The sequence below is a fragment of the Pseudoxanthomonas sp. X-1 genome (assembly GCF_020042665.1).
Lineage (GTDB): Bacteria > Pseudomonadota > Gammaproteobacteria > Xanthomonadales > Xanthomonadaceae > Pseudoxanthomonas_A > Pseudoxanthomonas_A spadix_A.
This window is the reverse complement of sequence record NZ_CP083376.1, coordinates 1,269,525-1,283,602: the sequence shown is the minus strand read 5'-3', so window position 1 is coordinate 1,283,602 and position 14,078 is coordinate 1,269,525. Positions and strand designations below refer to the sequence as shown.

At 71.0% G+C, this 14,078-nt stretch carries 8 protein-coding genes; 5 read left to right on the top strand and 3 right to left on the bottom strand.

Annotation, left to right across the window (positions count from 1 at the left end):
* Positions 1-165 precede the first annotated feature (165 nt).
* The gene (locus tag LAJ50_RS05660) at positions 166-2,217 is read right to left on the bottom strand and encodes a bifunctional (p)ppGpp synthetase/guanosine-3',5'-bis(diphosphate) 3'-pyrophosphohydrolase (protein ID WP_130551021.1); all 2,052 of its coding nucleotides are present in this window, start codon (positions 2,215-2,217) and stop codon (positions 166-168) included.
* A 293-nt stretch (positions 2,218-2,510) separates the two neighbouring features.
* Here LAJ50_RS05660 and LAJ50_RS05655 point away from each other — a divergent pair, with 293 nt between their 5' ends.
* Complete coding sequence (locus tag LAJ50_RS05655; RefSeq protein WP_138655002.1) at positions 2,511-4,310, top strand: chloride channel protein; 1,800 nt, start codon at positions 2,511-2,513, stop codon at positions 4,308-4,310.
* Positions 4,311-4,465: 155 nt separating this feature from the next.
* On the opposite strand, the gene hrpA is transcribed toward LAJ50_RS05655, so the two are convergent.
* Complete coding sequence (hrpA, locus tag LAJ50_RS05650; protein WP_138654999.1) at positions 4,466-8,608, bottom strand: ATP-dependent RNA helicase HrpA; 4,143 nt, start codon at positions 8,606-8,608, stop codon at positions 4,466-4,468.
* An 84-nt stretch (positions 8,609-8,692) separates the two neighbouring features.
* Between hrpA and LAJ50_RS05645 the strand changes: the two genes are divergently transcribed.
* The 4 genes from LAJ50_RS05645 (at position 8,693) to LAJ50_RS05630 (ending at position 13,098) form a co-directional block, all read left to right on the top strand.
* Positions 8,693-9,241, top strand: coding sequence for a Dps family protein (locus LAJ50_RS05645; RefSeq protein ID WP_130550931.1), 549 nt, complete (start codon positions 8,693-8,695; stop codon positions 9,239-9,241).
* Positions 9,242-9,514: 273 nt separating this feature from the next.
* On the top strand, positions 9,515-11,314 hold the full coding sequence (gene recQ, locus LAJ50_RS05640; protein ID WP_130550930.1) for a DNA helicase RecQ: 1,800 nt from the start codon (positions 9,515-9,517) through the stop codon (positions 11,312-11,314).
* A 39-nt stretch (positions 11,315-11,353) separates the two neighbouring features.
* Positions 11,354-11,923, top strand: a complete 570-nt coding sequence (locus tag LAJ50_RS05635) for a DNA-3-methyladenine glycosylase I (protein ID WP_138654997.1) — start codon at positions 11,354-11,356, stop codon at positions 11,921-11,923.
* A gap of 308 nt (positions 11,924-12,231) precedes the next feature.
* Positions 12,232-13,098, top strand: coding sequence for a DUF72 domain-containing protein (locus LAJ50_RS05630; RefSeq protein WP_138654995.1), 867 nt, complete (start codon positions 12,232-12,234; stop codon positions 13,096-13,098).
* A gap of 133 nt (positions 13,099-13,231) precedes the next feature.
* On the opposite strand, the gene LAJ50_RS05625 is transcribed toward LAJ50_RS05630, so the two are convergent.
* Complete coding sequence (locus tag LAJ50_RS05625) at positions 13,232-13,927, bottom strand: YitT family protein (RefSeq protein WP_171044675.1); 696 nt, start codon at positions 13,925-13,927, stop codon at positions 13,232-13,234.
* Between the last annotated feature and the right edge of the window lie 151 nt (positions 13,928-14,078).

Here is a 14,078-nt window from a genome sequence, read left to right as displayed (position 1 = left end):
CAACAACGCCCCTCCCCTTCAGTCGCTAGCCGCGACTTCGAGCTCCCCCTCGTGCTGCGCATGAAAGGGAGGGGGCCAAGAGCCACGGGGGGGGGGGCGACGGCGCTGCGCAGGCAACCGAAGGCGCGCTCGCTGTGTGGCAGGAACGCGCTTTGAAAGCCGCGCTCAGCCGGCGCGGCGCGCGTCCTGCACGCCAGGCAGCGCGTCCAGTTTGCCCAGCAGCGTGGACAGCTGGCCGTAGTCGGAGACCTTCAGCCTCAGCCGGAAGCGGATCTTGCCGGCGCCGCCGGCGCTGTCGCTGTGGATATCCAGCACGTGCGCATCCTCCTGCGCGATCAGCGTGGTGATGTCCTTGAGCAGCCACTTGCGGTCGATGGCGCTGATCAGCGCATCGACCTCGTAGCCGCCGCCGGCCACGCCCCACTCCACCGGCAGCACGCGCTGCGGATGCTGGGCGGCCAGCCGGCGCAGCGCGGCGCAGTCGCGCCGGTGCACCGTGACGCCGCGGCCGCGGGTGAGGTAGCCGACGATGGGCTCGCCGGCCACCGGCTGGCAGCACTTGGCCAGTTGCACCAGCAGGTTGCCCACGCCCTGCACGGTGAAGCGCGACTTGTCCGCGCCGGGGGCGCGCTGCACGGGGCGGCGGACCGGGTTCTGCGGCGGCAGCGGGCCATCGCCGGCCTGCGCACGCTGCTCTTCCTGCAGCGCGCGGGCGACCTGGCTGGGGCCGGTGTCACCCAGCGCCACCTGGATGTACAGCTCCTCGGCGGTCTCGGCGCGGAACTTGCGCAGCGCCGGCGCCAGGTCCAGCTGGTGCAGGTGCAGGCGCTTGAGTTCGCGCTCCAGCAGCTCCTTGCCGGCGGCGATGTTGCCGGCGCGGTCGAGCTTGTGGAAGTACGCGCGCACCTTGTCGCGCGAGCGCGCGCTGGCCAGGAAGCCGTTGGCCGGCAGCAGCCAGTCGCGCTTGGGCTCGCCGGTCTTGGCGGTCATGATCTCCACGCGATCGCCGCTGCGCAGCACGTGGCCCAGCGGCACGATGCGGCCGTTGACCTTGGCCCCGCGCGTGCGGTGCCCGACCATGGTGTGCACGTGGTAGGCGAAGTCCAGCACCGTGCCGCCGCGCGGCAGGTCGATCACCTCGCCCTTCGGCGTGAGCGTGTAGATGCGGTCCTCGGCCAGCTCGGCGGCGAACTCGCCGCCCAGCGCGGCCTCGGCCTTGGCATCGCCGCCTTCGCCATCGCCGGCATGCTCCAGCAGCCGCCGCATCCAGGCGATCTTGCGGTCGAAGGCGGCATCGCCGCCGCCCTCCTTGTAGCGCCAGTGCGCGGCCACGCCCAGCTCGGCCTGGGCGTGCATCTCGTGGGTGCGGATCTGCACCTCCAGCGCACGCCCTTCCGGGCCGATCACGGCGGTGTGCAGCGAGCGGTAGTCGTTGGCCTTGGGCCGGGCGATGTAGTCGTCGAACTCCGACGGGATCGGCGTCCACAGCGCGTGCACCACGCCCAGGGCCGCGTAGCACTGGGCCACGTCGCTCACGGCGATGCGCACGGCGCGCAGGTCGAACAGCTCGTCCAGCGCCACCTGCTTGCGCTGCATCTTCTTCCAGATGCTGTAGATGTGCTTGGGCCGGCCGCTGACCTCGGCGGCGATGTGGTGCGCGGCCAGGGTGTCGCGCAGGGTCGCCTTGACCTGCTCGATGTAGCGCTCGCGCCCGCCGCGCTTGTCGTCCAGCTGCGCGGCGATGGAGCGGTAGGTGTCCGGCTGCAGGTAGCGGAAGGAGAGGTCTTCCAGCTCCCACTTCAGCTGCCAGATGCCCAGCCGGTTGGCCAGCGGCGCGTGGATATCGCGGGTCAGCAGCGCCAGCTCGCGACGCTGGTCGGCGGGCAGCGCCGCGGCCGCGCGCATCCGCGCCAGCTGCCGCGCCAGCAGGATCGGCACCACGCGCAGGTCGTGGACCATGGCCAGCAGCAGCCGGCGCAGGCCCTCGGTGTTGCGCGCCGAGGCCGGTTCGGCGTGCAGCGCCCAGACCTGCGCGGCGGCGGCCTGGCCGTCCAGCAGCGCCGGCAATCCGGGGTGAGTGGCGCGCAGGGTCCCCAGCAGGGCCGGCTGCAGGCCGGGCAGGCCGAACAGCAGGGCCGCGCCGAGCACTTCTGCATCGGCAGACAGGCCGGCCAGCGTGGCCAGGGCGTTGGCCAGCACCGGCCAGGGATCGGGCATGCCGTCCTGCGCGCCGGGCTGGGCCAGGGCGGGCTCGACCTGGGCGCGCAGGCCGGCGGGCAGCACGGACAGGGCGGCGTCGGAGGCGGACAGCGGCTGCGGCGATGGAGCGGACATCAGGCGTGCACCATGACACGGTGGGCATCGGAGGGTACGACTACACTAACGGCCAGCCCCGTCTCGAAGAACACCCATGCCACGCACACACCGTGCGATCCGCCGCCGGCGCACCGCGCATCCGTGCGTCGGGCCGGCCTGTGCGTGCATGGCGGCCACCGTTCGCGCCCGTGCCGATGCAAGACCTCGCCGGTAAGGTCCAGTCGTTCGCGCACTGGTGCGGGGTGCAGGCGCACCGGCCGCTGGACTGGCTGCGCCGGCAGTTCCGCGCCAGCGACCTGTGGTTCATCGGCCTGGCCGCGCTGGTCGGACTGATCGCCGCGGCCCTGACCGTCCTGCAGAGCGGCATGGCCCATCGCCTGCAGGCCTGGCTGTACGGCCTGGCGCCGGATGAGCGCCTGAGCATGCTCGACCATGTCAGCCTCAACCAGCTGCTGGTGCTGCCGCTGGGTGGCCTGCTGGTCGGGCTGGTGACGCTCATCGCGCGGCGGCGCAAGCGCGCGCTGATCGACTCGGTCGAGGCCAACGCCCTGCACGGCGGGCGCATGTCGATGCGCGACAACCTGATCGTCGCCGCACAGACGCTGCTGTCCAACGGCTTCGGCGCCTCGGTCGGGCTGGAGGCCACCTACACCCAGATGGGCTCGGGCGCCGGTTCGCAGCTGGGCCGCATCCTGCGCGTGCGCCGCACCGACATGCGCACCCTGGTCGGCGCCGGCGCGGCCGGGGCGATCGCCGCGGCCTTCGGCGCGCCGCTGGCCGGGGCGTTCTATGCCTTCGAGATCGTCATCGGTGCCTACGTGCCCTCGGCGCTGGCGCCGGTGGCCGCCGCCGCGCTGGGCGGGGCGTTCATGGCCGACACCCTGGGCGCGACGGCCTACACGCTGCCGGCGGCCGCCGCCTACCAACTCGAACCACGCGACTATGCGATCTACATCGCCCTGGGGCTGACCTGCGCGCTGATCGGCATCGCGGTGATGCGGCTGGTGGCCGGGATCGAACGCGGCGTCGGCAGGATCCAGCTGCCGGTCTGGGGCCGGCCGGTGATCGGCGGCCTGCTGCTGATTCCGCTGGCGCTGATCTCGCCCCAGGTGCTGTCCTCCGGCCACGGCGCGCTGCACCTGGACATCGGCGGCGACAACACCTTGCAGCTGCTGGCCACGCTGCTGGTGCTCAAGTGCCTGGCCTCGGGCATCTCGCTGGGCTTCGGCTTCCGCGGCGGCCTGTTCTTCGCCTCGCTGTTCATGGGCTCGCTGGTCGGCGCGTTCTTCGCGGTGGGCATGAACCAGCTGGTCCAGGCCTCGGTGGTGGACGTCACCGGCGCCGCGCTGGTGGGCATGGCGGCGCTGGCCGCGGCCATCGTCGGCGCGCCAATGACCATGGCCATGCTGATCCTGGAAGGCACCCACGATTTCGTGCTGACCACCGCGGTGATGGTAGCGGTGCTGGTGGCCAACACGGTGGTGCGCCAGGCCTTCGGCTATTCGTTCTCGACCTGGCGCCTGCACCTGCGCGGGGAAAGCATCCGCAGCGCGCGCGACGTGGGCTGGGTGCGCAACCTGTCGGCCGGCAAGATGATGCGCAAGGACGCCAACCACACCCTGCAGGACACCAGCGTGGCCGAGTTCCGCCGCCGCTTCCCGCTGGGTTCGACCCAGCGCGTGGTGCTGGAGGACGAGCGCGGCCACTACGCCGGGCTGGTGCCCCTGTCGTCGGTCTACGCCGACCGCGTGCGCGAGGACGCGACCGTGGCGCAGTACGCCCAGCATCGCGACACGCCGCTGACCGCCGACACCGACATCGTGGCGATCATGAAGGTCTTCGACGCCACCCAGGCCGACGAACTGGCCGTGGTCGACGACGAGCGCAAGGTCCTCGGCGTGCTGTCGGAAAACTTCGTGCGCAAGCGCTACGCCGAGGAACTGGAGAAGCGGCAGCGTGAGCTGATGGGCGAGCGCGTCAGCGGAGATGAGTGATCCCTGGGCGCTGACGCGCCTCTGCCCCTCCCCTTGCCCGCGCAGCGGGCAGGGGGAGGCTGGGAGGGGGTGCCTTTCGCGGAGCGCCTGAAAAGCCAAAGCAACAGCACCCCTCCCCAGCCCTCCCCTTCGCTACGCGAAAGGGAGGGAGCGAGTCAGCGCCCCTGGAGGGCAGCCACGCGCTGGGCCAGCTTCTTCGGGCTGACGCCGCTGCGGGCGCCCAGCTCCTGGGCGAACAGCGACACGCGCAGTTCCTCCAGGTCCCAGCGCAGCGCCTGCCAGTCGTCGGACCCGGCGCGGCCCAGCGCGGCGGCGTCCTCCAGCGCCTGCACGAACGGCACCAGCTCCAGCATGCGCTGCTGGTCGCGGGTGGGATCGCGCTTGGCGCGCTCGGCGCGCAGCTTCATCGCCTTGAGGTAGCGCGGGAACTGCGCCAGCGCCGGCGCCGGCGTGTCGCGCAGGAAGCCCGGATGCACCAGCGCGGCCAGCTGCGCGGTCAGATCGTCCAGGTTGCCGCGCGCCCAGCCCATCAGCGGCGCCTCCAGCTCGGGCTTGAGCTCGGCCACGCCGGCCAGGATCGCCTCGGCCAGCTTGAGCCGCTCCATCGCCTCGCCGAACAGCGCCTTGCCGGCCGCATCGCGGCGCTGGGCGAAGCTGCCCGGATCGCGGATCTCGCCCAGGCCCTCGGCCAGCACCGCGTTCAACGCCGCGTCGACGAGATCGCCGCGCAGGCGCTCCTGGGATTCGATCGCCGCATACAGCAGCCCGGTCTTGGGCGACACCGGCAGCTGCTTGCGCGCCTGCTTGATCTTGTCGGCCAGCACCAGCTCCATCAGGCGCCGCACGCCGCCGGGATGCGCGGCCAGCGCCTGCGCGCGATCGGCGAAGATGCGCAGCGCGGCGCTGTCGCCCTCGTCCACCAGCGCCGGGTACGCCGGCACGCCGGCTTCGCCGGGCACCTGCAGCGGGATCGGGTCGTGCGGGAAGGCATGCAGGCCTTCGCTGGCCAGCGCACGCCCGGCACGCGCGGCGAAGGCATGGCCGGCCTGCGCGCCGAAGCGCTCGCGCAGCGCCTCCAGATCGCGCGAGGACGCCAGCACCTTGCCCTGCTCGTCGCGCAGGCGCAGGTGCATGCGCAGATGCGGCTCCAGCGCGGCCTCGTCGAAGTCCAGCGCGCTGACCGCCACACCGGTGGCCTTGGCCAGGAAGCGCGCCAGCTCGCCGGGCAGGTCGTCGCCGGAGGGCTTGCGATGCGCCTCGAAGAACGCGCGGCCGAAGTCCGGCGCCGGCACGAAGTTGCGCCGCAGCGCCTTGGGCAGCGTGCGGATCAGCGCGGCGGCCTTCTCCGCGACGAAGCCCGGCGCCAGCCACGACAGCCGCGCCGCATCCAGGGCATTGAGCAGGTGCAGCGGCACCTCGAGGGTGACGCCATCGTCCTCGGCGCCCGGCTCGAAGGTGTAGTGCAGCGGCAGGCGCGCGTCGCCCAGCGCGAAATACTTCGGATAGCGGTCGGCCTCGCTGCCCTCGCCCGGCAGCAGGTCGGCCAGCGACCAGCGCAGGCCGCCGCGCTTGTCGTCGGCCAGCGTCTTCCACCACGCGTCCAGCCCGGCGGCCGAGTGCACCTCGCCCGGGATGCGGTCCAGATACCAGCGCGCCTGCCAGTCCTCGTCGGCCACGATGCCGGCCCGGCGCAGCTTGGCCTCTTCCTCGTGCGCGGCGGCCAGCACCTTGCCGTTGTCGGCGACGAACGAGGCGCGGGTGTTGATCTCGCCCGGCACCAGCCCCTGGCGCACGAACAGCTCATGCGCCTCCTGTGGCGCGATGCGGCCGTAGTGCACCGGCTTCTTCGGCGCCAGCACCAGGCCGAACAGGCTGATCTGCTCGGAGGCCAGCACCTGCCCCTGCGCGCGCGACCAGTGCGGGTCGAAATGCTTGCGCGCCAGCAGCTGCGGCACCTCGGCGATCACCCAGTCCGGCTCGATCGCCGCATTGGTCAGGCCCCACACGCGCTGGGTGTCCAGCAGCGTGGCGGTCAGCACCCAGGCCGGCGGCTTCCTGGCCAGGGCCGAGCCGGGGAACAGATGGAACCGGCGCTGGCGCGGAGCCAGGAAATCGCCCTTCTCGGTGCGATGCCCGACCTGGGTCGGCAGGCCGGCGATCAGCGCGCGATGCAGCGACTGGTAGGCCGCGCTGCGCTCGCGCTCGCTGATCCGCGGCGCGCTGCCTTCCTGGGCCGCGGGCGCAGGCGCGGCCTGGGCCGACGCGGCGCTCGGCGGCGAGGCCTTGCCCTCGCGCGCCAGGCGCGCGGCGCGATGCAGTTCGCCGCGGGTGGGGCGCGAAGCGGGCTTGCCGTCCTGCCCCAACGGCGCGGCGGGCGAGCCGGCCAGCAGCGGCGCCATCGCGGCGGCGGCAGGTTCCTCGGTCCAACCAAGCTCCTCGCACAGCACGCGCAACTGGCGATGCAGTTCGCGCCACTCGCGCATGCGCAGGAAGCCCAGGAAGTGGCGCCCGCACCAGTCGCGCAGCTTGGACTGGGTCAGCTCCTCGTGCGCCTGCGCGTAGCCGTCCCACAGCCGCAGGATGCCGACGAACTCCGAGCGCGCATCGGCGAACTTCGCGTGCGCGTTGTCGGCCGCCTCGCGCGCTTCGGGCGGGCGTTCGCGCGGATCCTGGAGCCCTAAGAATGCGGCGATCACCAGCATCGGCCGCAGGCAACCGTGCGCCTGCGCGGCGACCAGCATGCGCGCCAGCTTCACGTCCACCGGCAGGCGCGCCATGCGCCGGCCGACCTCGGTCAGCTTGCGCAGGCCGTGGCGGTCGGCCTCGGTGACCGCGCCCAGCTCGACCAGCTGCTGCCAGCCGTCGGCGATGGCGCGCTCGTCCGGCGCCTCCAGGAACGGGAAATCCTCGATCCTGCCCAGCCCCAGCTGCAGCATGCGCAGGATCACCCCGGCCAGCGATGAGCGCCGGATCTCCGGGTCGGTGTAACGCGGGCGCGCCTCGAAATCGGCCTGCGCGTACAAACGCACGCAGATGCCTTCGGCCACGCGGCCGCAGCGGCCCATGCGCTGGTTGGCGCTGGCCTGGCTGACCGGCTCGATGTGCAGGCGGTCCAGCTTCTGCCGCGGGCTGTAGCGCTTGACCCGCGCCAGGCCAGGATCGACCACGTATCGGATGCGCGGCACGGTCAGCGAGGTCTCGGCCACGTTGGTGGCCAGCACGATGCGGCGCTGCGGGCCGGGATTGAACACCGCGTCCTGGTCCTTGGCCGACAGCCGCGCGTACAGCGGCAGCACCTCGGTGTGGCGGTACTTGCGCCGTTCCAGCGCCTGGTGCGCATCGCGGATCTCGCGCTCGCCCGGCAGGAAGACCAGCACGTCGCCGCGCCCGGCTCCTTCGGAGCCGACCTCGCGGGTGATCTCGTCGACGGCGGCCACGATGGCCTCGTTGACGCTGCGCTCGGTGCCGCCTTCGCTCGCCTCCTCGTCCTCGCCGCCGGACGCGGCCTCGTCGAGCGGTCGATAGCGCACCTCCACCGGGAAGGTGCGGCCTTCCACGCTGACCACCGGCGCATCGTCGAAGTGCGCGGCGAAGCGCGCCGTGTCGATGGTCGCCGAGGTGACGATGACCTTCAGGTCGCGGCGCTTGCGCAGCAGCTGCTTCAGGTAGCCCAGCAGGAAGTCGATGTTGAGGCTGCGCTCGTGCGCCTCGTCGACGATGATCGTGTCGTAGTGCGACAGCCAGCGGTCGCTGGCGATCTCCGCCAGCAGGATGCCGTCGGTCATGAACTTGATGCGCGTGTCGTCGCCGACGTTGTCGTTGAAGCGCACCTGGTAGCCGACCGCGCCGCCCATGGGCACCTGCAGCTCCTCGGCCACGCGCCGGGCCACCGCGCGCGCGGCGATGCGGCGCGGCTGGGTGCAGCCGATCATCCCGGCCACGCCGCGCCCGGCCGCCAGGCACAGCTTGGGCAGCTGCGTGGTCTTGCCCGAACCGGTCTCGCCGGCGATCACCACCACCTGGTGCTGGCGGATCAGCTCGACGATCCGCTCGCCCTCGCGCGCGATCGGCAGCGCCTGGTCCAGCGTCACCGCCGGCAGGTTGGCCGCGCGCGCCTGGCAGGCGGCCACCGACTCGGCCAGCGCCTGGCCGAAGCGCGCGCGCAGCTGCGCATCCTCCGGCGCGGCCTTCCAGCGCGACCACAGGCCGTGCAGGCGGCCACGGTCGCGGCTCAGCGCGCCATCGATGGCGCGCCGCGCGGCGTCGGGCTGGGTGGGAAGGTGTGCGATTGAAGCCATGAATCGTTCTGCGTGAATCTTTTGATTACCAATCTTCATCTGCGGCGTTTATTGTGACGCATCGCCACTGACGAGGAGTTGCACATGGCCAAGACCAAGACCAAGCCCGCCACCAAGAACAAGGGCACGCCGCTGGCCGCCGCCGCGCCGAGCGCACCCAGTGTGGATATCGGGATCAGCCCGGCCGATCGCAAGGACATCGCCGCCGCCCTGTCGCATTACCTGGCCGATGCCTACACGCTGTACCTGAAGACCCACAACTTCCACTGGAACGTGACCGGGCCGATGTTCAACTCGCTGCATCTGATGTTCGAGACCCAGTACACCGAACAGTGGGGCGCGCTGGACGAAGTCGCCGAGCGCATCCGCGCCCTGGGCTACAACGCACCGGGTTCGTACCGCGAGTTCGTCGCGCTCAGCTCCATCCCCGAAGAGCCCGGCCTGTCCGACAGCGCCGACTGGAAGGAGATGGTGCGCCAGCTGGTGGTCGGCAACGAGGCCGTCTGCCGCACCGCCCGCCAGACGCTGAAGACCGCCGAGAACGGCAGCGACGACCCGACCGTGGACCTGATGACCCAGCGCCTGAACACCCACGAGAAGTATGCGTGGATGCTGCGGTCGCTGCTGCAGTAATCCCTTCGGGACTTCGTCCCTGCGGGCTTACCCCAAGGTTTCGCCGTTGGCGAAACCTTGGGCCCCTGCTCACTCGTCTGCCAGATCCCCGCGCCTTCGGCGCGCCCCCTTGACTCAAGGGGGCTCTCCACCAGGGGGTCGGCTGGGCACTGAAGCAAGGCGGCGTCCGGGTGAGGCGTCGGAGATTTCTTACGTGATTTGTCGTCGATGCCCGGCCCTGCGCCGGGCATTGCGTATCTGGGGGATGAGACGGCGGCCCGGTATCCTGTGCGCATGCAGGAACGTGCGCTAGAAATCCTCCACCGGGTGTTCGGACACCCGGGTTTCCGCGGCGAACAGGCCGCCATCGTCGAGCACCTGGCCAGCGGCCACGATGCCCTGGTGCTGATGCCGACCGGCGGCGGCAAGTCGCTGTGCTACCAGGTGCCGGCGCTGCTGCGCGAGGGTACGGCGATCGTGGTCTCGCCGCTGATCGCGCTGATGCAGGACCAGGTCGAGGCGCTGCGCCAGCTGGGCGTGCGGGCCGAGTTCCTCAACTCCTCGCTCGAGGCGCAGGCGGCCCAGCAGGTGGAGCGCGACCTGCTGGCCGGCGAGCTGGACCTGCTGTACGTCGCGCCCGAGCGCCTGCTGACCCCGCGCTTTCTCTCGCTGCTCGATCGCGCGCGGGTGAGCCTGTTCGCCATCGACGAGGCGCACTGCGTGTCGCAGTGGGGCCACGACTTCCGCCCCGAATACCGCCAGCTCACCGTGCTGCACGAGCGCTGGCCGCAGGTGCCGCGCATCGCGCTGACCGCTACGGCCGATCCGCCGACCCAGGCCGAGATCGCCGAGCGCCTGCAGCTGGAGGACGCGCGCCGCTTCGTCAGCTCCTTCGACCGGCCCAACATCCGCTACACCGTGGTGCAGAAGGACAACGGCCGCCGCCAGCTGCTGGACTTCCTGGAGGACCACAAGGGCCAGGCCGGCATCGTCTACTGCATGTCGCGCAAGAAGGTCGAGCAGACCGCCGAGTTCCTGCGCGAGAAGGGTTTCGACGCCCTGCCCTACCACGCCGGCCTGGAGGCGCGGCTGCGCGCCGAGAACCAGCGCCGCTTCCTGCGCGAGGACGGCATCGTCATGTGCGCGACCATCGCCTTCGGCATGGGCATCGACAAGCCGGACGTGCGCTTCGTCGCCCACACCGACCTGCCCAAGTCGCTGGAAGGCTATTACCAGGAAACCGGTCGCGCCGGCCGCGACGGCGAGCCCGCCCAGGCCTGGCTGGCCTATGGCCTGGGCGATGTTGTGCTGCTCAAGCAGATGATCGAACAGGGCGAGGCCGCCGAGGAGCGCAAGCGCCTGGAGCGGCGCAAGCTCGACCAGCTGCTGGGCTACTGCGAATCTATGCAGTGCCGGCGCCAGGTGCTGCTGGCCGGCTTCGGCGAGACCTATCCGCAGCCCTGCGGCAACTGCGACAACTGCCTGACGCCGGCCGCGACCTGGGACGCCACCGAGGCCGCGCGCAAGGCGCTGAGCTGCGTCTACCGCACCGGCCAGCGCTTCGGCGCGGCGCATCTGATCGACGTGCTGCGCGGCGCCGACACCGAGCGCATCCGCCAGCTCGGCCACGACCAGCTCACCACCTATGGCATCGGCAGCGATCTCGACGCGGCGACCTGGCGTGGCGTGTTCCGCCAGCTGGTGGCCGCCAGCGTGCTGGAGGTCGACGCAGAAGGCCACGGCAGCCTGCGCCTGACGGCCTCGGCCAAGCCGGTCCTGCAGGGCCAGCAGACCCTGCTGCTGCGCAAGGACTCGCCCAAGCTGCGCCAGCGCAGCGGCGGCACCAGCCCGGCCGCGGCCGAGGTCCCCGAGACCGACCAGCCGCTGTTCCAGGCCCTGCGCCGCCTGCGCGCACAGCTGGCCAAGGAGCAGAACGTGCCGGCCTACGTCATCTTCCACGACGCCACGCTGCGCAACATCGCCCAGCAGCGCCCGACCGACCTGCGCGCCCTGGCGCGCGTGGGTGGCGTAGGCGGCAGCAAGCTGGACCGCTATGGCCCGGCGCTGATCGACGTGGTCCGCGAGGCGGGCTGACGTGCGCCCCTCCCCCTTTCCCGACCACGGACTGCCCGCATGAGCGGCTACTGCGCCATCGCCCCCGGCCACCCGATCCACGGCCACTACCACGACACCGAATACGGCTTCCCGCAGCGCGCCGAGTCGGTGCTGTTCGAACGCCTGCTGCTGGAGATCAACCAGGCCGGCCTGAGCTGGGAGACCATCCTGCGCAAGCGCGCGGCGTTCCGGGCCGCCTACAGCGGCTTCGACGTGGACCAGGTGGCCGCCTACGGCGAAGCCGACATCGCGCGGCTGCTCGCCGACGCCGGCATCATCCGCAACCGCCTCAAGGTGCTGGCCGCGATCCACAACGCCCAGGTCATCCAGACCCTGCGCGCCTCGCACGGCAGCTTCGCCGCCTGGCTGGACGCCCACCACCCGCTGGAGAAGGCGGACTGGGTGAAGCTGTTCAAGCGCACCTTCCGCTTCACCGGCGGCGAGATCACCGGTGAATTCCTGATGAGCCTGGGCTACCTGCCAGGCGCGCACCACGAAGGCTGCCCGGCGTTCGCCGCCGCGGCCGAGCGCAAGCCTGCGTGGATGCAGGCGAGCAAGCCGCTGAAGTCCGCGAAAACGAAAAAGTAGCGCCAGCGCTTCGTCGTTCACTCCAGGCATCATCCCGGCCAACACGAGCACTTCATCGTTTGCGCTGTTGCTTCATTCCCGCGAACGCGGAAATGACGGCCAAAGGAGTCAGGCCGCCTGCAGGTCCGAGCCACTTCAGCGGCGATGTGCCCTTGCCGGGAAAGCCCTACGCCGCGAAGCCGCTCGTGGAAAGAGCGGCCCGTCGCCACGATAAGCGCTGTTGGCAAAGCCTCGCCGCGCCGCTGCGCTTTTTCATGATGCCTCCCCCCTTCACCTCATCCGCGCCCGGCGCAGGCAACACTGCACGCATGACGATCAGGATCGGCATTTCCGGCTGGCGCTATGCGGGATGGCGCGGCAGGTTCTATCCCGAAGGGCTGGTGCAACGGCGCGAGCTTGAGTATGCGTCGGCAACGTTTCCCAGCATCGAGCTCAACGGCTCCTTCTATTCGCTGCAGTCTCCGTCCAGCTGGGCGCAATGGGCGGAGCAGACGCCGGACGACTTCGTGTTCGCGGTCAAGGGCCCCCGCTTCGTCACCCACATCAAGCGCCTGCGGGATATCGACCGGCCGCTGGCGAACTTCTTCGCCTCCGGCCTGCTGCGCCTGGGTACGAAGCTGGGGCCGCTGCTGTGGCAATTCCCGCCGAATCTGGCATTCGACGAGGCGCTGTTCGCTGCGTTCTTCGACGTGCTGCCGCGGGACACCGACGCGGCGCTGGCGCTGGCCCGGCGCCGCGAGCCGCGGATGGACGGCCGCTGCGCCCTTCCCCGGCAACCGCTGCGCCGGCTGCGCCACGCGGTCGAAGTGCGGCATGACAGCTTCGCCGATCCGCGTTTCGTCCGTCTCCTGCGACGCCACAACGTCGCGTTGGTGGTGGCCGACACCGCCGGCCGTCATCCCTATGCGGAGGATGTCACCGCCGACTTCGTCTACATCCGCCTGCACGGCGACACGGAGCTGTATGCCAGCGGCTACAGCGATGCCGCGCTCGACCACTGGGCGGCCCGGATCCGGCACTGGGCGAACGGCGGCGAAGCGGCCGATCCACGCAAGTTCGCTTCACTGGCGCCTCCGCGCAGGTCATCGCGCGACGTCTACTGCTACTTCGACAACGACGCCAAGGTCCATGCGCCTTTCGATGCGCAGTCCCTGCGTCGGCGGATCGAAGCCTGATCGCAATCACGCTTTCAAGAGCGGGCTCGCGGGTGCGTGATGGATGCCCGCGAAGTTCCTCGCCCCACGGGCGCTCCCACGAATGGGATCCTTCCACCAGATCAGTCGGCCGCTACCCGGCGCCCGCGGGACGTCACACACCCATGTACCGATGCGGCCGATGGTTGAACATCAGCACCAGGCTCAGCACCACCGCGCCCAGCGCCGAGTACAGCACCTTCGACGGCGCCAGCGTGAAGCAGGCGACGCCCATCAGCACCGCATCGAAGGTCATCTGTACCTTGCCCGCGCTGATGCCGCGCGTGCGCTGCAGGTAGACGGCCAGGATGCCCACACCGCCCAGGCTGGCGTGGTGGCGGATGAAGAACAGGATGCCCATGCCGACCAGCGCGCCACCGACCAGCGCCGAGTACAGCGGCGTCATCCGCGCGTACGGCGCCCAGTGCGGCAGCAGGTCGGTGAGCACGCCGCAGGCGCCGACCGCCACGAAGGTCTTGAGGGTGAACTCCCAGCCCATGCGCCGCACCGAGAGCCAGTAGAACGGCAAGTTCACCAGCACGAACAGCAGGCCGAAGTTCCAGCCGAAGGCGTAGTGCGCCAGGAAGGCCACGCCCGCCATGCCGCCGATCATCAGCCCGCCCTTGGCGAACACCGCCAGCCCCAGCGAGGCGGTCAGCGTGGCCAGCACCATCCCCTGCACGTCCTCGGCCACCGAGTGGTGGAACGCCCGATCATCGACCACCGTGCCTTCCGAATCCGGCGGCGGCGTCAGCGGCCCCGAGGTGACCACCACGCCCGGCGGCGAATGATCGGCGCCGCCATCGTCCAGGCCGATCTCCTGCGCAAGCGTATCGAGGGCAGAAGCGTCGGAAGGCGGCTTGGCAGGCGTCACGGCAGCGGCGAGCGATGGGGGTCAGTGCAGTCTACCGGCCCGGCCGCGACTTTCGTTACGCAAAGGGCTCTTGGAGTCGTGCCCACGT